The sequence below is a fragment of the Sphingorhabdus sp. genome, assembly GCF_050921905.1.
GTDB lineage: Bacteria > Pseudomonadota > Alphaproteobacteria > Sphingomonadales > Sphingomonadaceae > Sphingorhabdus_B.
The window spans coordinates 2,439,691-2,463,059 of sequence record NZ_CP050888.1 but is presented as its reverse complement, the minus strand read 5'-3'; the positions used below and the strand labels follow the sequence as shown (position 1 = coordinate 2,463,059).

The window sequence follows — 23,369 nt, the reverse complement described above, 5'->3', positions numbered from 1 at the left end:
GTCTTGCCCGCACGCTTATAAAGGCGAACAATGCGCAGGTCGCTATTCAGCAGGCCTTCCCAAGGGAGATAAAAATGGCCGAGTTGGCAGCATTCGATTGGTCTGACCCTTTTCGTCTTGAGGACCAACTGACCGAAGACGAACGCATGATCCGGGACAGCGCGCGCGCCTTTGCGCAAAGCGAATTGCAACCACGCGTTATCGATGCTTACCGGACGGAATGTGATGCGCCTGAACTATTCCCGTTGATGGGGCAGACCGGCCTGCTTGGCGCGACCATACCGTTGGAATATGGCGGCGCCGGCGCGTCATATGTCGCTTACGGGCTGATCGCGCGCGAAATTGAGCGCGTCGATTCGGGCTATCGTTCGATGGCATCGGTACAGTCGTCTTTGGTGATGCATCCCATATATGCTTTTGGTTCAGAAGCGCAGAGGCGCAAATATCTGCCGGGTCTTGCTGCTGGCACGCTGATCGGCTGCTTTGGTCTGACTGAGCCTGACGCCGGGTCGGACCCTGCGGGCATGCGCACCTTCGCTAAAAAGGTTGATGGCGGCTATGTCATCAATGGATCGAAAACGTGGATTTCCAACGCACCTTTTGCCGATGTCTTTGTCATCTGGGCAAAATCCGAAGCGCATGGCGGTGGCATTCGTGGCTTTGTCCTTGAAAAGGGTATGAAAGGCCTCACTGCTCCGAAAATTCAGGGGAAGCTGTCGTTACGCGCATCGACAACGGGCATGATTATCATGGACAATGTCGAAGTTGGCGAAGACGCATTGCTGCCCGATGTACAAGGGCTAAAAGGCCCGTTTGGATGCCTCAACCGCGCCCGGTACGGCATCAGTTGGGGCGCATTGGGTGCAGCAGAATTCTGCATGCACTCCGCGCGGCAATATGGCCTTGATCGCCACCAATTTGGCAAACCGCTTGCCGCCACCCAGTTATATCAAAAGAAGCTGGCCGATATGATGACTGATATTGCCATGGGGCTTCAGGCATCGTTGCGCGTTGGCCGCTTGATGGACGAAGGCCAGCTTGCGCCTGACATGATTTCCATCGTTAAGCGCAACAATGTTGGCAAAGCGCTCGATATCGCCCGCGTGGCGCGCGATATGCATGGCGGCAACGGCATTAGCGAGGAATATCAGGTCATGCGCCACATGGTAAACCTTGAAACGGTCAATACCTATGAAGGCGCGCATGACGTGCACGCGCTTATATTGGGCCGCGCCATCACGGGGATCGCGGCATTCTAACAAAAAATGGGCCGCTCAGCTTTTCAGCAGCGGCCCAGGCTAGGCTTCTCAGCCATTGGGAGGAAAGCGTGTCTGGTGAGAGACACACCTGACCTCATATGGCCAAGATATTAAATTATTGATGAACGGCCAATGAGAAAAAATGTTCGGTTAACACGGCCCAGTTCTTCGCCCTTCCGCTGAAAACGAAAATGGCGCATTATCTCGAATACCTTGCGATTGGATATGGATGATCCGGTTTGTTTCCTTACGGATAATCGTCAACCCCTGACCATGCCCTGCGCAGGTGTAGCTGACCGTTAGGGAATTTGGGCTCGAACGCACGAAATACTGTTCGCACGCTAAGCCGCTGTGTTGGATTTGGGTAAGGCTTTCCGATTTACCAAGGCAGATTTTGGTCGTCGGCACACTCCCACCCGTTGGTCGTAATTGCCACATTCCCCGATCGAGTGAGTCAAGCAAAGCCATATCGCCATCTGATTTTGCGGAACCCGCCGCAGCCAGCGAAAGCAAAAGCGCACCGGGGAAGGCATAAAGAAGGAAAATATTGTTCATAAACTTTTGTCGGCAAATCAGCCTTATACAGCGAAGCGACCCATTTTTCGTGATCTACATACCATCATTTGTGACGTTTTGCACGATAGCATGTGGTTCATGAACGATAAATGAAGTGCCGCCGTTGTTGCGCAGTTCAGTTGTTAAAACTGGCAAGGCTTATCGGAAAGCGACGCGAACAAAATTCGCAGTCGACGATGATGTCTCCGGCATCATCTGCCATTTCGGCGCGGTCAACGGCAGGAAATTTGGCAATGACATCGCGGATATGAACTGGATCACAGCGGCAGCCCTTTGACAGGACATCGCCTTGCTCAATACGCACTTCTTTTTCTTCATGGAACAATCGCCAGACGATTTCCTCAAGCGGAAGCGCCGGGTCGGAAAGCTCGGCGGCGGCGATGGTCGAAGACATGACCTCGATATGCGCCCACTCAGGATGGTCGAGCCGCACATGCAAACGCTCGCGACCTTCCTCCCCCTCGGGCAAATGCTGCACCAGCAGGCCGCCCGCCACACAACGGCCATCGACATGGTCCACAGCAACGCGAATGAAGGTCGGGATTTGTTCGGATTGTACAAAATAATTCTGCGCCGCATCGGCGAGCGTCTCGCCCTCAAGTGGCACGATGCCCTGATAACGGCCACCGCCTTCGCTCGCGGGCTTCATCCGGTCAAAAGTGATCGCGAGATAGCCTTGGCCAAAGATGCCAGATAGCGTCGAATCCTGCGACAGGGCAGCGGCAGTCGCGGCATCAAACTGCGCATAGCCGCGCAATGCGCCATCCTTATAGTCGCAGGCTAATAAGCGGATTGCGCCTTTTTCCGTCTGCGTTTGCAACGTCAGCTGGCTGCCCGGCTCCTTCAACGACGCGCCCAGCAGCGCAGTCAAAACTAAAGCCTCCGCCAACGTCCGTTCAATCACTGGCGGATAAGCATGGGCCGCCAAAATTTCGCCAAGCACATCGTCGAGACGCACCAACCGTCCGCGCGCGTCGCGCGTGGGTATGGAAAAGCGCAATGGCTGATTGGATAAGGTTTCCGATTGTTCGGCCATTATAACTTGCCGAGGCACCATAACAAAATCGACTTTTGCGCATGCAGCCGGTTTTCAGCCTCATCCCAAATGAGTGATTGCGGGCCGTCGATCACAGCGTCGGTCACTTCCTCGCCACGATGCGCTGGCAGGCAATGTAGGAACTTCGCATCCGGCTTTGCCAAAGCCATGAGGCGTTCATTCACCTGATACGGCATCATGGCCGCCATTTTGTTATGGGCATGCTCCTGCCCCATCGACACCCATGTGTCGGTCACAACCATGTCTGCGCCTGCCACCGCCTCTGCGGCGTCGCGGGTAAGCGTGATGTTCGCACCAGCGGCCTTGGCCGCTTGTATAAAATTGCTGTCGCTTTCATACCCTTGGGGTACGGCGATCCGCACATTAAACTGGAACAGCCCTGCCGCCTCCACCACAGAATTGAGCACATTGTTACCATCACCAAGCCACGCTACTTCTAGTCCCGGCAATGCCTTTTCATGTTCCATCACCGTTAACAGGTCAGCAACAATCTGGCAGGGATGCGACAGATCAGTCAGACCGTTAATCACTGGCACACTGGCGTAATGTGCCAGTTCCTCGACCTTAGTATGGTCATCCGTGCGGATCATGATGGCGTCGACATAGCGCGACAATACGCGCGCCGTGTCGGCAATGGTTTCACCGCGGCCAAGCTGCATCTGGCCAGACGCCATGAAGATACTGTCGCCGCCCAATTGCTTCATCGCCATTTCAAACGATGTCCGCGTGCGGGTCGAGTTTTTCTCAAAAACCATCGCCAATATGTGGCCAGCAAGCGGCGCGTCGGCATCTGATTTGCCCTTTGGCCATCCGATCCGGGCATTTTTCCTGTCCATGGCATCGTTCAACATCGCTGCAACTGCATCGCCGCCGGCGTCGCTCAAGTTCAAGAAATGGCGCGTCATGCAGCTTGCGGCATCTGGTAGCTTGCCGCACCCGCCGACAGCTTTTCCATGAATGTCTGGATTTCGGCATCACCGATGTTCAACGGCGGCAATACGCGGAAGGTGTTGTCACCCGCCGCCACCAACAACAGCCCGTGATTATCGCGCAAATGCGCCACAAAGGCCCGTGTTTCATGCGTCATCATCACGCCGAGCATCAGGCCCTTACCGCGCACACCGGTAAACAAATCCGGATAATTGCCGATAAATTGTTCAAGCGTTGAACGTAGCTTGTCGCCAGTCGAACGCACTTGCGCCAAAAATTCTTCGTTCGCCACGACATCCCAAACCGCCTGACAGGCCGCCATGGCGAACGGATTGCCGCCATAGGTCGATCCATGCGTACCAACGACCATGCCGCGCGCAGCCGCTTCGGTGGCAAGGCATGCGCCGACCGGAAATCCGCCGCCCAGGCCCTTTGCCGTCGCCATGATGTCGGGAATGATGCCATATTGTTCATACGCATATAGCGTGCCCGAGCGCGCCACACCGCATTGCACTTCATCCAGGATCAGCAGGATACCATGTTCATCCGCCAGCGCACGCAGGCCTTGAATGAACGCATCTGACGCAGGACGAACGCCGCCCTCGCCCTGAATGGGTTCAACCAGAAACGCGGCGGTCTTTGGCCCGATAGCGGCTTTCGCGCCTTCCAAATCGTCGAAATCGACATATTTAAAGCCGTCAAGCAATGGCATGAAGCCCTTGTGCATCTTTTCCTGATTGCTTGCCGAAATCGTCGCCATCGTCCGGCCATGAAAGGCGTTCTTGAAAGTGATAATCTCGAACCGGTCGCTACCTTGGCTCTGATGATACGCCCGCGCGGTTTTCATCGCGCATTCGACGGCCTCGGCACCGGAATTGGTGAAAAACACGGTGTCGGCAAAGGTCGTATCCACCAGCCTTTGGGCAAAGGCTTCGCCTTGCGGGCTACCATAGAGGTTAGATACGTGAATAAGCGTTGCAGCCTGATCCTGAATGGCCTTGGTCAAATGCGGATGGCCATGGCCAAGCAAATTCACCGCGATGCCAGCGGCAAAATCCAGTGCGCGGCTGCCGTCTTCGGAAATCAGCCAAGCGCCCTCACCGCGCACCGGCCGAAAACCGCAGCGCGGATAGACTGGCATCAAGGGCGTAATCGACATGGTTTCTTCCTTCCGACCAAATGTTTGGCATATTCCAAAAGCCAAAAAGCGGCCCCACGGGACCGCTTGTTTTTACTCTCTCGCTATAGGCATGTGAAAATGGCAAATCAAGCTATGCCTCTGCATCCTTGTCACGCTTGGCAGCGGCGATCCGGCGTTTCAAATATCCATAGAGCAACAAATGCACCGCCATCCACAATAGGATAAAAATGATGATCATTTTGGCGGGCATACTCATACGCCCACCCATAACGCCGCTTGGGTCATGAACAACCCCGAACCGTTACAACAATCCGGCGTCAAGCGACACATGCGGTGGGCATGCTGTTATCGCCTCATGGTCAGCATCACGACCCGATAGCGCATTGGCCATATAATGATTGGTGTCACGGTGGTGGGCCTCATCCGCTCGGATGATCAGGATCACATCGCGCAACGTCGTGCCCTCAGGCAAGTTCCAATAACGCAGCGCAACCGCGGGCGCGGGCGGGTTGGGGTGACGCCCCTCGTCAATTTCCGCGAGATATAGGGTATAGCTCAGCACGGCCTCTTCTTCGAAATAGCCAACAAGCCGGTGCGCCGTCTTGCTGGAAATCAGATAGAGGAAGAAAAAGAAAATATAGAAGACCCATTGTACGGACAGGATGACAATCCGTTCAAACCAAGATGGCTGCGCGATCTCGATGAAGGTCATCAGATGCATCCGCTCATTTTCCGCTTCGTCCATCAATGTGCGGATCCAGCCCCGGTCGTCCTGCATCAGCCGAAGCGCCCGTAAATGGGATAGCGTTGCACCAACCATGCCGGGCACAGCAGCGACGGTCTCTAAAACTATCGCGCGATTGCCGTATCGTTTGGCAAAAAACGTATCTGCGCCCCAGCGCAGGGTCTTGGTGATCCGCAAGGCGAACCAGTCCGAAAATCCGAGTGCCTTGCAATGGGTAGATTGAATATCGCTATAGTGAGACATGAGCATGTTCCGATGTTTCTGATACCTCTTAACGAGCATAGGGGCACGTTAGGCAATGCAAAATCAGAAGAAGCCCGGTTTACATTTTTGCAACTCACGCTTTATCAGCATGCTAGGGTCAAATCCGAAGATGGATTTAAGTGGTCCTGACCCTAAATATTTACGCGCCTATTCAATAGCCCGATTAAGCGCCTCGCTTGGGAGCCTCAGCGCACGCAACATCGCCCAGATTTCTTCACGTGCCTGTGGTTGCATTCGGCCCAATTGGGGAAGCATTTCCAGGTCAAACAGGGTCAACCCTTGCGGAAACAGTTCGCGATAGGTCACACGCTCGCGCAAACCCGGTACAAGGCGAAAGCCAGCAACCGGCGCGATCTTTTCCAGCGCCTCGCGCACCTTAATTTCGTTTTTGGTGCCAAGACTTCGGGACCGGTTCTGCATCACCACCCAATCCAGCGGCTTGGGTCGAATGGCAAGGCCCGGCTCCTTCAAATGCTCGACCAATCGCGCGAAATTGCCGAGCGTTTTGAACTCCCCGCTGCGCGGGTCAATACGGCCAAGCATATCGAGGTCAATGAAACTATCATTTACGGGCGTTACAATTGTATCCGCCATGAAAATCGCCCGCCGCGCGATTGGCGAATCATGGCCGCCAACATCAATGATGATGAAACTGTGCCGGATCCGCGCCATGCGCAGCTTTTCTTCAAGCTCGCTCTCATTTTGTTGTGCGAGCATGATTTGCTCTGGTCCGGGCAGCTTCACCCCATATTCCGTAGCGCTTTCCAACCGCGCCCACAAAGCGCGGTGGAGCGTCAACTGCCGCAAGTCGACATCAAGCGCCGCCACGCTTTCACCCGCATTGCAAAGCGCAATGCAGGTGTGAAACGCAGACATAGATTTACCCACGCCGCCTTTTTCATTGGCAAAAACAATGATGTGCCCCTTGGGCGGCGTGACTGGATATTTTAGCCAAGCAGGCTCTGGTGACACGGCAGATTGAAAGGCATTGCGCGCAGTGGCTGCAACAGGCGCGGGTGGCCATGGTGCAGCCGCCCCCGTCTCGCGCGGCGGCGGTGGCAGCAACTTTTGCCGACTGAAATAGCGTTTAAAGCGCGCAAAAAACCGCAATTTGTCCAACCTCCAGGCAATTCAACTGATGGCGAATTGCCGACACGCTTTCAACGACTTTTGCGCAAAATCACTCCACCGTCACCGACTTGGCCAAATTGCGTGGCTGGTCCACGTCAGTGCCCTTGGCGCAGGCGACATGATATGCAAGCAATTGAACGGGCACGGCATAGACCAACGGCGCAATCAGCGGATGGACGGTTGGCATTTCGATGGTGGCAAGGCAACCTTCGCCGGCTTCGGCGATGCCTTCGGCGTCGGATATCAACACAACCTTTCCGCCACGGGCGCGGACCTCTTGCATATTGCTCACGGTTTTTTCAAACAGCGGCCCGCTGGGCGCAAGAACGATGACCGGCACGGCTTCGTCGATTAACGCGATTGGTCCATGCTTCATCTCGCCCGAGGCATATCCCTCCGCATGAATGTAGCTGATTTCCTTCAGCTTCAACGCGCCTTCCATCGCCAGCGGATAATCCGGGCCACGGCCAAGGTAGAGCACGTCACGTGCAGGCGCGATCAAATGGGCCATTGCAGCAATATCTTCATCATGCGCCAACGCCGCGTTCAGGGCGGCGGGTGCTTCGATCAAATGCCGCACGATTTCGCGTTCTTCCTCGGCGCTCAACTTGCCCTTCACCAGCGCCAGATGCGCGGCCAGCGCAGCCAGCACCGCAAGCTGGCAGGTAAACGCCTTGGTCGAGGCAACACCGATTTCAGGACCGGCATGTGTGGGCAGCAACAGGTCCGCCTCACGCGCCATGCTCGATGTCGGCACGTTGACGACAACCGCGATTGTCTGACCATTTTCCTTGCAATGGCGCAACGCCGCCAGCGTATCTGCTGTCTCCCCCGATTGGGAAATGAACAGCGCAAGGCCGCCTTCCTCCAACACGGGGTCGCGATACCGGAATTCCGACGCGACATCGATATCGACGGGCACGCGGGCGAAGGTTTCGAACCAATATTTGGCGACCATGCCAGCGTAATAAGATGTGCCGCAGGCAACGATGGTAATGCGTTTGACACCGGCAAGATCAAAATCCATCTGCGGCAGGGCAACGGTTTGCTCCAATGGGCGAATGTAGCTGGAGAGTGTTTGCGCGACCACGGTCGGCTGCTCAAAAATCTCTTTCTGCATATAATGGCGGTAATTGCCCTTTTCGATCTGCGCCGCCGACACGCCGGAGGTGGTAATCGCGCGCTCCACCGGATGATTGTCCTTGTCGAAAATTTGTGCGCCGTCGCGGGCGACAATCACCCAGTCGCCTTCCTCCAGATAGGCAATTTTCTGCGTCAATGGCGCAAGCGCAAGTGCGTCCGAACCCAAATAGGTTTCGCCATCGCCATAGCCGACGACCAGCGGGCTTCCGAGCCGCGCGCCAATCAGGAAATCGGGAAATTGGCGAAACGCAATCGCAAGGGCAAAGGCTCCCCGCAAACGCGGAAGCACAGCCTTCACCGCATCGGCGGGCGAATGACCAGCCTCGACCTGCTCGGACACCAGATGCGCCACAACTTCGGTATCGGTTTCGCTTTCGAACGTCCGCCCGCGCGCCGTCAGTTCATCGCGGAGCTGCTTGAAGTTTTCGATGATGCCATTGTGGACCAAAGCCACTTCGCCCGTCGCATGCGGGTGCGCGTTGCTTGTGGTCGGCGCGCCGTGCGTGGCCCAACGGGTGTGGGCAATGCCTATATTACCCGCAGCATCATCGGTTTTTAGGACGTTGACGAGATTGGCCAGCTTGCCCTCGGCGCGGCGGCGGATGAGTTGACCGTCAAACACCGTGCAGACACCGGCGCTGTCATAGCCCCGATATTCCATCCGCTTCAGCCCATCGACCAGCCGGTCAGAGACAGGCAATTTGCCAACAATACCGATAATGCCGCACATAAATTCTATACCTTGTCTGGCGTTATATAAGGGACGCGAATGCCTGGCATGTTCGCAGGAAAGTCTTTGACATTGCGCGTTACCAAAATTGCGCCATGTTCCTGCGCCGAAGCGAAGATCACAGCGTCGGGCAATTTGAGCGAACGCTTATTGAACCGAAGATCGGCAGCGCGTCGGGCGATTTCTGGTGATAGTTCGCGTATGGAATAATTTTGCAAATACGCCTCGGTTTCCGCGCGCGCTAGTACCGGCATACCAGCGAGAACCTCTATCCAGGTCATACGGCTGATCCATTGCCGCTTGGCACGGCGAAGCTCGGCGAGGGCTTGCGGTCTCCTTGCCAATGCATCGATAATGATATTGGTGTCAAAATAGATGTCGCTCACGCAGCGACGTCTTTCTCATCCGTCAGAGTACCATGTTTCGCAGGATCATAGTCAATATCCCATTCGCGCACCCATTCATCGCGAAGCCGGTTCTGATAATCCATGCCGTCCTCGGTAAAACCATATTTGGCCCACAAACCAAAGCCAGCCTCCAGCCAATCGGTATTGCCGGGCGTAGGCGCTTCTGCGCGATAGGCCGACACAGCCTCCCGCAGTATTGAGGCACGCGACTTGCCCTGCTCGGCGGCAAGTTGGTCGAGCCATTTGATGTCTTCATCAGGCAGATCGGCGAGGATGCGAGTCATGATATAATGATATCATATCATGATATCATGTCAAGCAACCCACCAACTATGCTTGATATTTAACTTGCGCCACATTTCGTAAACGCTTTTTGCGATTTGGCAAAAAGGTAAATGGCCGTTTGCTCCTTCTAACATAACCTGCGAAAGCGCGTCATATCCTCCAACATCAAACCCACCCTCATCATAACCCAATGACTGACTGGCGGTATTGGCTGAGTGGCTAGGCGCGTCCGAATGCGGTCGAATATCTTTTAGCGCTAAATGCTTTGCGGCATTTGCAATTCCTCTAATGAGCGCAAAATTACTTTCAATCTCCTCCAAAGAGTGTGCAAAGGTTTTAGAATCTTTGACGAACTGCGACTGTCCCCCTTTGTCAGTGAACGTGAAGGCGATGCAAACGTTAGATTTGTGTTGTTCGAAAACCCAGTCACTCATATGGAAAAGAGAAATTGCAGCGTGCAGGGCCGCCCGAAGGTCGCCTTGGTTGTTTTGGCTTTCTTGGAAGTCAGGTTCGACCATACCTACCCAAAAGTCATTAGCTGACTGAAATTTCTCGACCGTCTGCACTATCACTTCCCCTCCTTCTTCTTCCGCATCGCATCGTGAAACCGGTCCGCCCAGCCGGGCTTTACCAATTGTTCGGCGCGGACCATGCGGAGTTCGCCGTCGGCTACGTCGCGGGATACCGCGCTGCCTGCGGCTACAATCGCATCTCGTCCGATTTTCACCGGAGCGATCAGCGCACTGTTGCTGCCGATGAACGCGCCTTCGCCAATCACCGTCTGATATTTGAAATAGCCGTCATAATTGCAGGTGATCGTACCAGCGCCGATGTTCGCGCCTGCGCCAATTATCGCGTCGCCCAAATAGGTCAAATGATTGGCCTTTGCGCCCTTGCCCAGAATTGCTTTTTTTGTTTCGACGAAATTGCCGATCTTTGCCTTTTCCTCCAGCACCGTTCCGGGCCGGAGCCGGGCAAAGGGGCCGACTTCGCAGCCCTCACCGATGATCGCGCCTTCAATATGGCTGTTTGCGCGGACTTTTACATGGTCAGATATGCTAACGCCGGGGCCAAAAAAGACATTGGGTTCGATCAGGACATCGCGGCCAAGCTGCGTATCCCACGCAAACCAGACCGTTTCCGGCGCAATTAAAGTTGCGCCATCATCCATGGCTTGCGCCCGGCGGCGCTGCTGCCACGCTTGCTCCATCTCGGCCAATTGCGCGCGGCTGTTGATGCCAGCGACCTTGTAGGGTTCGGTCGTGACAGCCACGCAAATCCGTCCGTCTTCGCTGGCTATGTTGACGATATCGGTAAGATAAAATTCCTTTTGCACATTATCGTCGGTGACGCGATTCAGAAGCGGGAACAGGTCGCGTGCTTTCACCGCCATCAGGCCGGAATTGGACAGCTTCACCGCTTTTTCCGCCTCGGTTGCGTCCTTTTGCTCGACCATTTTGATGATGCGGCCATCTTCGACGATGACGCGGCCATAGCCGGTTGGATCTTCTGGCGCGAACGCCAACACGACCACCGCCGGCGCATCAGGTGCGTTGAGCCGGTCAACCATGGCTTGCATCGTAGCGGTCGGCACGAAGGGCACATCGCCATAAAGGATAAGGGCATCGCCCTCAAACCCCTCCAGAGCGGCCTGTGCTTGCTGCACGGCATGGCCAGTGCCAAATTGGGGCTCTTGCACCGCAAGCTGTGCTGCGCCCGCCAGAGCGGCCTCCAGTTGTTCCTTGCCGCTGCCGACCACCACAATCTTTTTGGTCGGGCGTAAGGCATCGACGGAGGCCATTAAGTGCATCAGCATTGGCCGACCGGCAATGGGATGCAGCACCTTGTGCAGGTCGGATTTCATGCGCGTGCCTTTGCCCGCGGCGAGAATGATGGCGGCTAATTCAGTCATATATATTCTCATGCCAGCAAATTGTTGCGGTTTCCAGAGCAACACTTCAATGACACGCGACACAAACGAATAATGAGGGACTTTTGGGTTTGGATTTTCCTTTCGACATCATTGGTTTCGATCTTGACGGTACTTTGGTGGACACCAGCGGCGATCTGACCGCTGCGGTCAATCATGTCCTGGAGAGCGTCAACAGGCCGCTGCTATCACCAGACACGGTGAAGCAGCATATCGGCGGCGGCGCGAAGCGGATGTTGCAACAAGGACTGGAGGCAACAGGCGGTATTCCGGATGGCGATTTCAAACCGCTCTATCGCCAAATGCTGACCTATTACGAAGCCAATGTCTGTGTGCATAGCCGCCCGTTCGATGGCGCGTTGGCGGTGCTGGATGCACTTGACGAAATGGGTGTGCGTTATGCCGTAGTGACCAACAAGTTTGAAAGCCTTGCGGTCAAATTGCTCACCGACCTGAACCTTGCACACCGCATGGGATGCATTTTGGGCGCAGATACTTTGGGCAAGGAAAATGCCAAGCCTTCGGGCGCACCGATCTTTGAAATGATCAAACTTTGTGGTGGCGGAAGGGCGGCCTATATCGGCGATTCCATTTACGATATAATGGCGGCCAAGAATGCCAGCGTCCCAAGCGTGGCCGTCAGTTTCGGGTTTTTGCATGGGCCGGTCGAGGACATGGGCGCAGACGCAATCATTGGTCATTTTGACGAATTGCTTGATTGCCTCAAAGGCATGGGATCAAATTAGTTCACGCAGAGGCGCAGAGCACGCCGAGCCGATTTTCTCTTCGCCGTTGCTTGCGCCAATTCGCTGTGTCTATATGTGGGGCGATCTCACAGGCATTGCAGCAGGGTACAAAGTGAACAGTTGGTTGTCTCCCCGGATTCTGGTCGCATTTGCGCTGGCATTTGTCGGCGCAATGTTCGCTGCCCAAATGGAAGGAACGGCCGAACGCGTTCTCGTCATATTTGTATCCATGTTGGTTGCATTGTTCGTCGTTGCCGATCCACATGATCGCGAAGAGATACCTGCCGAACCAGCCATATCTGATAGCAATAGCATTGATGGCACAGCCATCACCTCGCATCCACAATTGCAGGCGTTTATTGATGCGTCGGCCGATGCCATATTGATGGTCGAAAATGCCCGCGTCACTGCTGCCAACCAAGTCGCGCTGCGTTTGCTTGGCACAAATATTGTTGGACAAAATGTGCGGATGGCATTCCGTCACGCTGGCGCGATTGAACGGCTGTCCGACCCAGATGCGGAGCACAGCGGGCACCCGATTCGGTTGGCAGGCATTGGCCAAAAAAACCAATTATGGGACATGCGGATTCAGACCATGGGTCCATCGCAGAAAATCGTGCATTTGGCCGACCGCAGCGGAACACAGGCCGCCGAAAAAATGCGCGTCGATTTTGTCGCCAATGCAAGCCACGAATTGTTGACACCGCTGGCCGCTATCAAGGGCTTTATTGAAACGCTGGCTGATCCCGCAGCGGGTGATGACGTCGCCACGCGCAGCCGGTTTCTGGGCATCATGGCCACGGAAACCGACCGGATGCAGGCGCTTGTCCGTGACCTGATGTCGTTGAGCCGGATTGAGGCCGAAAAATATGACCCACCACAAACGCCAGTCGATTTTTCCGACATCGTTAGGGAAACCGTTGATCAGTTACGCAACAGCCAAAAGGACCGCGGCACAGATATCGTGGTTGATATGACGGCAGGTCTGCCACCTGTCATTGGAGATGCCGGGCAATTGCGGCAGTTGGCGAGCAACATATTGAACAATGCACTCAAATATGGTCGCACTGGAACACCCGTGACGGTTTTGCTGGGGCATTCACGATCCGGCGCGATGATCAGTTTTTCGGTAACGGATGTGGGCGAAGGCATTGCCCCTGAACATTTGCCGCGCCTAACCGAACGATTTTATCGTGTGGATTCAGGACGCAGCCGCTTGGTTGGCGGAACTGGCTTAGGCTTAAGCCTCGTCAAACATATCGTTGATCGGCATCGCGGCCATCTAGAAATCCGCAGCACCGTAGGAAAAGGCACGACCGTTGCGGTACTGCTACCCGTCGTACCCACTGGGCCGTCATAATAATGTAACACAAGAGTCATTTATCAGCCATCTGGACCGTCTAGGATGCGGTCAATTGCGGTTCGAACTGCGTCAAATCCAATATGGGGACAGCCAATATGTTGAAAAAAATTTCGCTCATTGCCGTAAGTGCACTCGCGCTTTCGGCGTGTAATGACCAAGCCAGCACCGGGGGCGCTGCGGGTGGCTCGCGTCAGGAAATCCGCATCGTGGGTTCATCGACGGTGTTCCCCTTTGCCAAGGCCGCATCAGAGGCATTTGCAAAGGCAGACGCATCTCGCAAATCGCCCGTGCTTGAATCGACCGGAACGGGCGGCGGGATTGAGCAGTTCTGCAAGGGTGTCGGCGCAGATACGCCCGATATCGTGAATGCGTCGCGTCGCATGAAAAAAACCGAATTTGATAACTGTCAGAAAAATGGCGTGAAAGACATTATTGAAATTCAGGTTGGTATTGACGGACTTGTGCTTGCACAATCGAACGAGGGCGTGAAGTTCGCATTGTCCACCGCCGATGTTTACAAGGCGCTTGCCGCCAACCCATTTGGCAAGCCACAAACAGCCAAGCTTTGGTCCGACGTGAACCCGTCGCTGCCCAAATTGCCTATTTCGGCCTATGGCCCGCCAACGACCTCTGGCACGCGCGATTCATTCCATGAACTGATCATGGAATCTGGTTGCAAGACCGATGCCACGACAAAGGCGTTGAAAGACAGCGACGAAGACAAATACAAGGCGATTTGTACCGAAGTGCGCACCGATGGCGCGTTCAAAGAGCAAGGCGAAAACGACAATCTGATCGTACAGAAGCTTAGCTCCAACCCGAACATGGTCGGCATCCTCGGCTATAGCTATATGGAAGAAAATCCATCGAAGGTGCATGGCATCACTGTGAATGGTGTGAGCCCAACCAACGCCACGATTTTAGATGGCAGCTACCCCGGCGCGCGCAAGATGTTTATCTATGTCAAGAAAGCGCATGTCGATAAAATTCCGGGCATTAAAGATTTTGTCCTTGAATTCCTGAAGGGCGGTGTAACCGGCGGTTACCTGACAAAATTGGGTATGATTGCGTCAAGCGATGCCGACTATAAGACGGCCAGCGACTCTGCGAACGGCCTGACCGCAATGACGGGCGCGGATTTGAAATAAAAGTGCAACAATGATGGCGTCTATGGGCCTGGATCGAATCTGTGTTTGATCCAGGCCTTCTCTGTATCGAAGCGCTGTATATAACAGGTTTCGAATCATCTGGTCCAAAGGAGCGTGGTTAGGTTTATGACTGGGACGGCATTGCTTTTCCTTGTCCTTGGTCTCGGCCTTATTGGCTGGATCGCCGGGCGCGCGCGCGCGGCTGCGTTTGTGCGCAGCGCAAAGGGCGGGCCTCGGGGCACCGTCAACAGCCTACCTTATTATCATGGCTGGTTCGTTGCGATATGCGCCATTGCGCCTGCACTTGCCTTCATGTTCATCTGGCAATCGATTTCCCCGTCATTGGTCACCAACATGGTGCTGTCGGCACCTGCGGCGGCCGACCTGCCACAAGAAGGCTTCGCGCGCGCCGCGATCCTGTCGGAAGCGCGGGCGATTGCGCAAGGTTTCCAAGTCACTGCCTTTCAGGGTGAGAGCGAAAGGCTCGTGCCTTTGTACAAAGGCGCATTGGCTTACTATAAATGGATTGGCGTGGCCGCGACATTATTGCTGCTCTTCGCAGGCGGCGCGTTTGCATTCACCCGCATAAAGCCTGACTTCCGCGCCCGCAGCAAGGTCGAACGCGTTGTCATGTTCGGGTTGCTGGTCGCATCATTGATTGCAATTCTGACAACGCTGGGGATTTTTGCCTCGCTGATTTTTGAATCATGGCGTTTCTTCTCAATGGTATCGCCATTTGAATTTCTGTTTGGCACGGAATGGAACCCAAAATCGGTTGTGACGCCAGGGGCCGACAATGGTTATGGCGCGATTCCGTTATTCTGGGGCACGATTTTCATTGGCGCGATCATCGCCATGATTGTCGCCATTCCGCTGGGCTTGATGAGCGCGATTTTCTTGACGCAATATGCGTCCGCGACAGTGCGTAAATGGATGAAGCCAATACTCGAAATTCTGGCGGGTGTTCCGACTGTGGTCTATGGATATTTCGCCGCATTAACGGTGGCACCCGCGGTGCGTGACTTTGCAGTCATGCTGGGCGTCAGCAATGCGGCGTCCGACAATGCCTTAGCCGCCGGCATCGTCATGGGCGTCATGATTATTCCATTGGTGTCGTCAATGTCCGATGACAGCATCGCCGCCGTGCCCAGCGCCATGCGCGACGGCAGCCTTGCGATGGGCGCCACCAAGAGCGAGACTATCAAGCAAGTGTTGCTGCCTGCCGCCTTGCCCGGCGTCGTAGGCGGCGTCTTGCTGGCCGTCAGCCGCGCGATTGGCGAAACCATGATCGTCGTCATGGCGGCCGGTTACACCGCCAGCCTCACCGCCAACCCATTTGCGACCATCACCACCGTCACCGTTCAGATTGTCGCGCTCTTGACCGGTGACCAAGATTTCGGAAGCCCGCACACGCTTGCTGCATTTGCGCTTGGCCTTGCGTTGTTCGTGACGACATTCTTCCTAAATTATGTCGCATTGCGCGTGGTGAAAAAATATCGGGAAGCATATGAGTGAAGCCATGATGGATCCGACGCCCACCGACTGGAACGGGCAGATCATGCAAAAGCGCATTGCGCGGCGCTATGCGGCCGAGCGTCGGTTTAAGGCGATGGGCTTTCTGGCTATTGGCTTGTCGACTGTGTTCCTCGCCTTTTTGCTGTTCACGATGCTGGGCCAAGGCTTGCGTGGTTTTCAGCGCACAGAAATTGCGGTCGATTTTGACTTTCCCGCGTTAACGTCCGGCACAACAGCGGCCTCAATCAGCGGCACCAACGCAGATGCCGCGCTGAATTCTATGGATGTTCCCGGCATTGTTGAACTGGCCGTTGCCCAACAATATGGGGATATAAGCGAGGGCCTTTTGACAACGGGCGCTGCAGGCAATGTGCGGCAGATGCTGATTGATAATCCCGGCCTTGTCACCTCAAAGCAGCAGCTTTGGTTGCCAGTGGATTCGCGATTGGATGTTGCGTTCAAGCGCGATGGTGAGCCGGCAGCCGAACAGACAGTATCCGCTCTGGCGCAAAAAGACGCGTTGCGGACAGGCTTTAACTGGACGTTCCTGACCGGTGCAGACGCCACTGACCCATCGGCGGTTGGCATCTGGGCAGCGTTCAAGGGATCGCTGATGACCATGGCGATTACCCTGATGCTTGCCTTCCCGGTCGGCGTATTGGCCGCGTTATATCTTGAGGAATATGCCGCAAAGAATAAGCTGACCGACATGATTGAAGTGTCGATCAACAATTTGGCGGCCGTGCCTTCCATCATCTTTGGTCTGCTGGGTCTGGCGGTTTTCCTGAGCCTGTTCGGAATGCCGCGGTCGTCTGCATTGGTCGGCGGTTTAACGCTTGCGCTGATGACTATGCCAGTCATCGTCATTGCGGGCCGCAATGCTGTCAAATCCGTGCCGCCGTCGATCCGTGAGGCGGCATTGGGCATTGGTGCCTCGCCCGTGCAAGTCGTGTTCCACCATGTACTCCCGCTTGCCCTTCCGGGCATATTAACGGGCACTATTATCGGCATGGCGCGCGCTTTGGGTGAAACGGCACCATTGTTGATGATCGGCATGCGCGCCTTCATTCCGGCTGCGCCCGAAGGCTTCACCGACGCGACAACCGCATTGCCTGTGCAAATCTATCTTTGGTCGGACGAGGTTAATCAGGGCTTTGTTGAAAAAACCAGTGCCGCAATCATTGTTTTGCTGATATTCTTGTTGGGCATGAACGCCCTTGCCATCTATCTTCGCAACCGTTTCGAAACGCGTTGGTGACCTATGAAAACAAAGGACTTCAATGTGGGCGTAACCCCCGGAATAGCCAAAATATCCACACGCAATGTGAATGTATATTATGGCGACAAGCAAGCCATTAACGACGTTTCGATCGACGTTGATCGTGAGAATGTCACTGCGTTTATCGGTCCGTCTGGCTGCGGAAAGTCGACATTTCTGCGGTCGTTGAACCGGATGAACGACACCGTCGCAGGGGCCCGCGTGGAAGGCCAGATACTGCTCGACGGGGAAGACATTTATGCGTCTGGCATGGATGTCGTGCAATTGCGGGCGCGCGTCGGAATGGTGTTTCAAAAGCCAAATCCATTCCCGAAATCGATTTACGACAATGTCGCTTACGGACCGCGTATCCATGGTCTCGCCAGCGGCAAGGCCGAGTTGGATCAAATCGTCGAGACGTCACTCACCCGCGCTGGATTGTGGGCCGAGGTCAAGGATCGCCTGAGCGAAAGCGGAACGGCGCTGTCCGGCGGTCAGCAGCAGCGCCTGTGCATTGCCCGCGCCATTGCGGTGGACCCTGAAGTCATACTGATGGATGAACCTTGCTCCGCGCTTGACCCAATCGCCACTGCGCGGATTGAGGAGTTAATTCACGACCTGCGCGGCAAATATGCTATCATCATCGTGACCCACAATATGCAGCAAGCCGCGCGCGTGTCACAACGCACCGCCTTTTTCCATTTGGGCCATTTGATTGAATTTGGCGAAACGTCCGACATATTTACCAATCCACGCGAAGACCGCACCAAAGATTATATTACAGGCCGTTACGGTTAGAAAGATTGCAACATGAGCACTGGCACAAAGCACACAATCACTGCATTTGACGACGACATGGACGAAATCCGTGGGCTCATTGCCGAAATGGGTGCGCGGGCCGAAGCTGCGGTCATTGCGGCGATGAAGGCGTTGCGTGAGCATGATAGCGACACAGCCGCAACCATCCGCGCCGATGACAAAATTATCGACATACTCGAAACCGAAGTAGAACGATTGGTGGTCCGGACCATCGCATTGCGCGCCCCCATGGCGGACGATTTGCGTGAGCTAATCGCCGCGCTCAAAATGTCTGCCGTCATTGAACGTATTGGCGATTATGCCAAAAACATCGCCAAGCGCGTGCCGCAGATGAATGGCAAGATACCGTCCTCCGCGCTTGAGCAATTGGGCCGCATGGGCGAAATCGTCGTCGAAATGATCCGCACGGCGATGGACGCTTATGCCAAGCGTGACGTCGATCTGGCGCGCGCAGTCTCCGTTCGCGACGATGTGGTGGATCAGCTTAACAAGGATTTGTTCGTCGATTTCGTCGCTTATGTGGCAAAAAATCCGCAGAACGCGACGGAGGTCGCGCATTTGCTGTTCACCGCCAAGAACCTCGAACGGATTGGCGATCACACAACCACCGTTGCCCAAATGATTTATTTTACCGAAACGGGTGAAAACCTGCCCGACGCTTAAAGCGGAGAGATATATGCCCAAGGCGCAATTGCTATTGGTTGAAGACGACAGTGCGCTTGCCGAGCTGGTCCGCTGGCATTTTGAGCGTGAGGAATTCGACGTCCAACACACCGGCGACGGTGAAGAGGCGCTGTTGATGGCCAAGGAGCGCACGCCTGATTTGGTATTGCTCGATTGGATGCTGGAGAATTTATCTGGCATCGAAGTATGCCGCCAATTGCGCAAGTCGGACAACACCGCCAATGTGCCCATCATCATGCTAACCGCGCGCGGTGAAGAAGATGACCGCATTCGCGGGCTAGAAATCGGTGCCGATGATTATGTCACCAAGCCGTTTTCACCTCGCGAACTCGTTGCCCGTGCGAAGGCCGTCCTGCGCCGCGTGCGCCCAGCCCTGGCTGGCGAAGCCTTGCGCTTCGGTGATGTAGAAATGGACACTGTCGCGCACAAGGTGAAACGCGGTAGTAAGCAGGTGCCTTTGGGGCCGACCGAGTACCGGCTGCTCAAGCATTTCCTCGAATATCCAGGCCATGTTTTTTCGCGTGAGCGCTTGCTTGACAGCGTCTGGGGCCATGACAGCGACATCGAAATCCGCACCGTGGATGTCCATATCCGCCGCCTGCGCAAGGCCTTGAACGAAGGCTTTGACAGCGACATCATCCGGACCGTGCGTTCGGCGGGCTATTCGCTCGATCAAGACGCCGTCTAAAACGAAATCTGGCCGCGCACGCCAATCACATTGACGCTGTAGGACCGATCTCCCGCAACGGCTATGGCTGCGTCGGTGTATTTCAGCTTGGTATATTGCCCCATCAGGCGAAAATTCTCTGCTGGCGTCCAGATAAGCGACGCGAGATATCCATTTTGCGTGCCGCCTATGATCGCCCCGCTGTTGAGGGTGAGATAATCATAGCGTATATTCAGTTGCACCGCGCCAAGCCCGCCACCGCCGATGGGTTTGCGCGGTTTGATGGTGCCAAACATGCCACCTTTTAACGGACGGCTGTCTTTGGTCAGGAATAAGCCAATCTCGGCATAAGCGCCGAAAAAAATCGGGTCGTGCAATCCGTCGCGCTGCGCCTTTAACCAATGCGCCTCTGACGCCAAATGGAATCGGCCTTGAACGGCGGCGGCCTCCAACCCAAAACGCTGCTCCTTTTCAACAGCCAACTCTGGCGTCCCTATGTAGCGCGTGTCGGCAATACGAAGCGCCGGTCGGCTTCTATAGCGCGTTGCTGCAAGCCCAAAATCGTTCAAATCGCGCCAGCGATAAGTAGCGCCGAAATGCAACCGCGTGCTGGCCAATTGCGCGGACCAAAATGCACGAAGATCCGCAGAGACACTGTTGGCGCGCACGTCATTCAGCGCAGCTATGGCGTCTGTGTAGATTCCACCAGATATCGCCCAATCGCCTGCAACATAATGTCCGGAAATCCCCGTGCGCCTTGTATAGCCAAAGGCGTTGACAAACGCGGCGCGCTCCAGAAAGCTGGTGTCGAGGTCGCTATTTTCTTCATCGAGCGGAAACTGCGCTTTTTGTTGGCCCAATATGACTTTCAAGCGTCGGCTACTCCATTGCAGATAGGCGTCGCTCAATTCGATAGGATCAGCGGTCAATTCCGTTTCAAGCCGTGCCGAAAAACCATAGGGCATGGCAAGATCGACCCCGACCCGGGCGCGCCGGATATCTTGAAAATTGCCTACACCCGCCAAACCATCGGGACCATCGATGCTCGCCACATCATATTGCATACGCCAGCGCGGCTTTAGCTGCCAATCTGAGGCCAAGTCCGTTGCCTTGGATGTGCGAGCATCTGGCGCGGCTTGCGCATCATCCTTCGACTGCGCCACGGCGGGCGCGGAAATCCCAAATCCTGTGAGCGTTGCAAGTGCGGTAATAAGACAGCGAGGATTCATTCGGACTTCCTAGGGTAAGGTCCACTGATGACGTGCGGACGGCAATTTGGTGATTGTGCCTTTAGGATTAAACTCTCTCTTTGCGTAAACTTTTTCACCCTTGCTTTACGCTTGCGTCAAGTGACTGGCCATGCCAAGACGCGAGCAAATTTGGCGGCTTTGTCCGTTATGCATATTGGAGATAGGGAATGACCATCAGTTTTAAAGACAAAGTCGCAATTGTGACGGGTGCAGGCGGCGGTTTGGGCAAGGCTTATGCGCTTGAGCTGGCCAAGCGCGGTGCCAAAGTGGTGGTTAATGATCTGGGCGGCGCGCGTGATGGCACGGGCACATCCGATGCAGCGGCGCAAGTTGTCGAACAGATTAAGGCCGCTGGCGGCGAAGCGATGGCCAATGGCGGCAGCGTCACCGAATATGACCAAATGGTTGAAATGGTGGCTAAGGCGAAAGAGGCCTTTGGCGGCGTGCACATATTGATCAACAATGCCGGTATCTTGCGCGACAAAAGCTTTGCCAAGATGGACATGCCTGATTTTAATTTGGTGCTTCAGGTCCATGTCATGGGTTCGGCCAATTGCACCAAGGCGGTTTGGGACATAATGCGTGACCAAGCCTATGGCCGTATCTTGATGACCACGTCGTCAACGGGCCTATATGGCAATTTCGGCCAAGCCAATTATGGCGCGGCAAAGCTTGGCCTTGCTGGCTTTACCAAAACGCTCCATTTGGAAGGCGCGAAATATAATGTTCGCGTCAACTCGCTTGCGCCCGTCGCTGGCACACGCATGACCGAAGATATTTTCCCAGAAGGCCTGTTTGAACAATTCACCCCTGAAAATGTCGTGCCGGCCGCGCTCTATCTGGTCAGCGAAGACGCACCGACCAACATGATCATCGGCGCAGGCGGCGGAGGCTATCACGCGGCCTATGTCACTATGACGCCGGGCGTCGCGTTGCGTCAGGAAGACCGCAATGTCGAAGGTTTCGCCGCAGCATGGGACAAGATCATCGACCGCACCGGCGAAACGGTGCCGCAATCGGGAGGCGAGCAATCCATCGCGGTGATGAAGGCGCTGCAAGCATTGGGCTAAGCCGCCCCAATAGTGCCTTATAAAGCCCGGTCTTTGGCCGGGCTTTTTTACGCATCGACCAGTTTCATTAACTTGCGTTCGACAGGCGCCAGCACTGGTCCCAAGTCATGGCCGCGTTTCAGGATCGCGCCGCCTTCGCCGACCAACGCCCATATGCCTTGGCGGTTGCGCAACGCGGGGCGTTTTTCGATGCGATATTCAGGCCGCTCGGTCGCGCGGCGGAACATGCTGAACACGGCGGCGTCGCGGCCCAAGTCAATGGCATAATCGCGCCAGTTTCCCGCCGCGACCATCCGGCCATATAGGTTCAATATCTGGGTCAGCTCATTTTTGTCAAAGCCGACCTGATTATGGCGGCTAACCCCGGGAAAGGGCGTGATGACCGCGCTCAACTGACCTTGCGTCCCTTGGCTGGACGTGGCTTGGCAGGCGTAACATTCGAACTGGCATCACGCTGTGCCATCAACTCGGCCACTTTCTTACGCAAGCTTTCAATCTCGCATTGCATGATCTCAAGGCTTTGCGTCGTTGGGTCGAACATTTCGCGGCAAGGCGTGCCGTAGGGCATGAAATCACGTGCGTAGGTTTCCGCCTTTACGAGCGTCGATCGCGCCTTTTGACCAATCATGGTCGCGCCGGCGGGCACATCGTCTGTCACGACCGCAGCAGCGCCAATGCGCGCACGTTCGCCAACGGTAATTGGCCCAAGAATCTGCGCGCCCGAACCGATGATGACATTATCCAATATGGTCGGATGCCGCTTTCCACCAATTCCCGTCGTCGGATTGGTGCCGCCAAGCGTGACATTTTGATACATGGTGACATTGTCGCCGATTTCCGCCGTTTCGCCAATGACGCTGAAACCGTGATCCAAAAAGAAATTGCTGCCTATTTTCGCGCCAGGGTGAATGTCGATACCCGTCAGGAAACGCGCAAAGTGATTGACCAGCCGCGCCAGAAAAAACATCTGGCCCAAAAACAACCAGTGCGCGACGCGGTGATAACCTACCGCCCAAACGCCGGGATATAACAAAATCTCCCACCGTGAACGCGGCGCGGGGTCGCGTTCTTTGATCGAGTCGAGATAATCGATGAAATTAGAAATAAACATACATGACTCTGCTGGCCTTTGCCGGACCCGTTGATAGTTCATAAGCTAAGACGTTCGGGTGGGTTTTTCCAGCAAAGGATGCAGTTTGCCGATAATTATGTATATAAATATTAACAAAAACGATTATGCGTCTTCTATTG

25 protein-coding genes are annotated in these 23,369 nt (G+C 55.1%); 10 read left to right on the top strand and 15 right to left on the bottom strand.

Annotated elements, in window-relative coordinates:
- Positions 1 to 74: 74 nt before the first annotated feature.
- Positions 75 to 1,259, top strand: coding sequence for an acyl-CoA dehydrogenase (locus HEQ18_RS12005; RefSeq protein WP_432814890.1), 1,185 nt, complete (start codon positions 75 to 77; stop codon positions 1,257 to 1,259).
- Positions 1,260 to 1,409: 150 nt separating this feature from the next.
- Here the strand turns inward: HEQ18_RS12005 and HEQ18_RS12000 are convergent, their stop codons facing one another.
- The 12 genes from HEQ18_RS12000 to glmU all read right to left on the bottom strand — a co-directional run bounded on the left by HEQ18_RS12000 (position 1,410) and on the right by glmU (position 11,580).
- The gene (locus HEQ18_RS12000) at positions 1,410 to 1,814 is read right to left on the bottom strand and encodes a DUF3617 domain-containing protein (protein ID WP_432814889.1); all 405 of its coding nucleotides are present in this window, start codon (positions 1,812 to 1,814) and stop codon (positions 1,410 to 1,412) included.
- A 136-nt stretch (positions 1,815 to 1,950) separates the two neighbouring features.
- Positions 1,951 to 2,871, bottom strand: coding sequence for an Hsp33 family molecular chaperone HslO (locus tag HEQ18_RS11995; RefSeq protein WP_432814888.1), 921 nt, complete (start codon positions 2,869 to 2,871; stop codon positions 1,951 to 1,953).
- Positions 2,871 to 3,797, bottom strand: a complete 927-nt coding sequence (gene argF, locus HEQ18_RS11990) for an ornithine carbamoyltransferase (RefSeq protein WP_432814887.1) — start codon at positions 3,795 to 3,797, stop codon at positions 2,871 to 2,873. The genes HEQ18_RS11995 and argF overlap by 1 nt, the downstream gene beginning before the upstream one ends.
- The gene (locus HEQ18_RS11985; RefSeq protein ID WP_432814886.1) at positions 3,794 to 4,981 is read right to left on the bottom strand and encodes an aspartate aminotransferase family protein; all 1,188 of its coding nucleotides are present in this window, start codon (positions 4,979 to 4,981) and stop codon (positions 3,794 to 3,796) included. Before HEQ18_RS11985 ends, argF begins: the two co-directional genes overlap by 4 nt.
- A gap of 112 nt (positions 4,982 to 5,093) precedes the next feature.
- Positions 5,094 to 5,219 carry a hypothetical protein gene (locus tag HEQ18_RS11980; protein WP_432814885.1) on the bottom strand — a complete coding sequence of 42 codons (126 nt, stop codon included), beginning with the start codon at positions 5,217 to 5,219 and terminating at the stop codon, positions 5,094 to 5,096.
- A 45-nt stretch (positions 5,220 to 5,264) separates the two neighbouring features.
- The gene (locus HEQ18_RS11975) at positions 5,265 to 5,951 is read right to left on the bottom strand and encodes an alternative oxidase (RefSeq protein WP_432814884.1); all 687 of its coding nucleotides are present in this window, start codon (positions 5,949 to 5,951) and stop codon (positions 5,265 to 5,267) included.
- 168 nt (positions 5,952 to 6,119) lie between these two features.
- Entirely contained in the window at positions 6,120 to 7,082 is a 963-nt protein-coding gene (locus HEQ18_RS11970) for a division plane positioning ATPase MipZ (protein WP_432814883.1), read from the bottom strand.
- 70 nt (positions 7,083 to 7,152) lie between these two features.
- Positions 7,153 to 8,976, bottom strand: coding sequence for a glutamine--fructose-6-phosphate transaminase (isomerizing) (gene glmS / locus HEQ18_RS11965; RefSeq protein WP_397602882.1), 1,824 nt, complete (start codon positions 8,974 to 8,976; stop codon positions 7,153 to 7,155).
- A 5-nt stretch (positions 8,977 to 8,981) separates the two neighbouring features.
- Entirely contained in the window at positions 8,982 to 9,362 is a 381-nt protein-coding gene (locus HEQ18_RS11960; RefSeq protein ID WP_296197578.1) for a type II toxin-antitoxin system VapC family toxin, read from the bottom strand.
- On the bottom strand, positions 9,359 to 9,667 hold the full coding sequence (locus tag HEQ18_RS11955; protein ID WP_296197581.1) for a ribbon-helix-helix domain-containing protein: 309 nt from the start codon (positions 9,665 to 9,667) through the stop codon (positions 9,359 to 9,361). The genes HEQ18_RS11960 and HEQ18_RS11955 overlap by 4 nt, the downstream gene beginning before the upstream one ends.
- Before the next feature lie 30 nt (positions 9,668 to 9,697).
- The gene (locus HEQ18_RS11950; RefSeq protein WP_432814882.1) at positions 9,698 to 10,234 is read right to left on the bottom strand and encodes a hypothetical protein; all 537 of its coding nucleotides are present in this window, start codon (positions 10,232 to 10,234) and stop codon (positions 9,698 to 9,700) included.
- A gap of 2 nt (positions 10,235 to 10,236) precedes the next feature.
- The gene (gene glmU / locus HEQ18_RS11945; protein ID WP_432814881.1) at positions 10,237 to 11,580 is read right to left on the bottom strand and encodes a bifunctional UDP-N-acetylglucosamine diphosphorylase/glucosamine-1-phosphate N-acetyltransferase GlmU; all 1,344 of its coding nucleotides are present in this window, start codon (positions 11,578 to 11,580) and stop codon (positions 10,237 to 10,239) included.
- An 83-nt stretch (positions 11,581 to 11,663) separates the two neighbouring features.
- Here glmU and HEQ18_RS11940 point away from each other — a divergent pair, with 83 nt between their 5' ends.
- From HEQ18_RS11940 to phoB, 8 genes are all read left to right on the top strand, one after another.
- Complete coding sequence (locus HEQ18_RS11940) at positions 11,664 to 12,344, top strand: HAD hydrolase-like protein (RefSeq protein ID WP_432814880.1); 681 nt, start codon at positions 11,664 to 11,666, stop codon at positions 12,342 to 12,344.
- Between the two features lie 73 nt (positions 12,345 to 12,417).
- Complete coding sequence (locus HEQ18_RS11935) at positions 12,418 to 13,704, top strand: sensor histidine kinase (protein WP_432814879.1); 1,287 nt, start codon at positions 12,418 to 12,420, stop codon at positions 13,702 to 13,704.
- 98 nt (positions 13,705 to 13,802) lie between these two features.
- Positions 13,803 to 14,855 (top strand): substrate-binding domain-containing protein, encoded by a 1,053-nt coding sequence (locus tag HEQ18_RS11930; RefSeq protein WP_432814878.1) that lies wholly within the window; start codon positions 13,803 to 13,805, stop codon positions 14,853 to 14,855.
- A gap of 126 nt (positions 14,856 to 14,981) precedes the next feature.
- The gene (pstC, locus tag HEQ18_RS11925) at positions 14,982 to 16,370 is read left to right on the top strand and encodes a phosphate ABC transporter permease subunit PstC (RefSeq protein WP_397606062.1); all 1,389 of its coding nucleotides are present in this window, start codon (positions 14,982 to 14,984) and stop codon (positions 16,368 to 16,370) included.
- 4 nt (positions 16,371 to 16,374) lie between these two features.
- Positions 16,375 to 17,628, top strand: a complete 1,254-nt coding sequence (pstA, locus tag HEQ18_RS11920) for a phosphate ABC transporter permease PstA (RefSeq protein WP_432814877.1) — start codon at positions 16,375 to 16,377, stop codon at positions 17,626 to 17,628.
- A gap of 3 nt (positions 17,629 to 17,631) precedes the next feature.
- Positions 17,632 to 18,426, top strand: a complete 795-nt coding sequence (gene pstB / locus HEQ18_RS11915) for a phosphate ABC transporter ATP-binding protein PstB (RefSeq protein ID WP_395615602.1) — start codon at positions 17,632 to 17,634, stop codon at positions 18,424 to 18,426.
- A 12-nt stretch (positions 18,427 to 18,438) separates the two neighbouring features.
- On the top strand, positions 18,439 to 19,110 hold the full coding sequence (phoU, locus tag HEQ18_RS11910) for a phosphate signaling complex protein PhoU (protein WP_432814876.1): 672 nt from the start codon (positions 18,439 to 18,441) through the stop codon (positions 19,108 to 19,110).
- A gap of 13 nt (positions 19,111 to 19,123) precedes the next feature.
- The gene (phoB, locus tag HEQ18_RS11905; RefSeq protein ID WP_432814875.1) at positions 19,124 to 19,819 is read left to right on the top strand and encodes a phosphate regulon transcriptional regulator PhoB; all 696 of its coding nucleotides are present in this window, start codon (positions 19,124 to 19,126) and stop codon (positions 19,817 to 19,819) included.
- Here phoB and HEQ18_RS11900 read toward each other — a convergent pair.
- On the bottom strand, positions 19,816 to 21,027 hold the full coding sequence (locus tag HEQ18_RS11900; protein ID WP_432814874.1) for an OprO/OprP family phosphate-selective porin: 1,212 nt from the start codon (positions 21,025 to 21,027) through the stop codon (positions 19,816 to 19,818). The two genes, phoB and HEQ18_RS11900, sit on opposite strands and share 4 nt — an antisense overlap.
- A gap of 188 nt (positions 21,028 to 21,215) precedes the next feature.
- Here HEQ18_RS11900 and HEQ18_RS11895 point away from each other — a divergent pair, with 188 nt between their 5' ends.
- Entirely contained in the window at positions 21,216 to 22,118 is a 903-nt protein-coding gene (locus tag HEQ18_RS11895) for an SDR family NAD(P)-dependent oxidoreductase (RefSeq protein WP_397579946.1), read from the top strand.
- Positions 22,119 to 22,165: 47 nt separating this feature from the next.
- On the opposite strand, the gene HEQ18_RS11890 is transcribed toward HEQ18_RS11895, so the two are convergent.
- On the bottom strand, positions 22,166 to 22,510 hold the full coding sequence (locus HEQ18_RS11890; protein WP_432814873.1) for a DUF2794 domain-containing protein: 345 nt from the start codon (positions 22,508 to 22,510) through the stop codon (positions 22,166 to 22,168).
- The gene (gene epsC / locus HEQ18_RS11885; protein ID WP_432814872.1) at positions 22,507 to 23,229 is read right to left on the bottom strand and encodes a serine O-acetyltransferase EpsC; all 723 of its coding nucleotides are present in this window, start codon (positions 23,227 to 23,229) and stop codon (positions 22,507 to 22,509) included. Before epsC ends, HEQ18_RS11890 begins: the two co-directional genes overlap by 4 nt.
- Positions 23,230 to 23,369 lie beyond the last annotated feature (140 nt).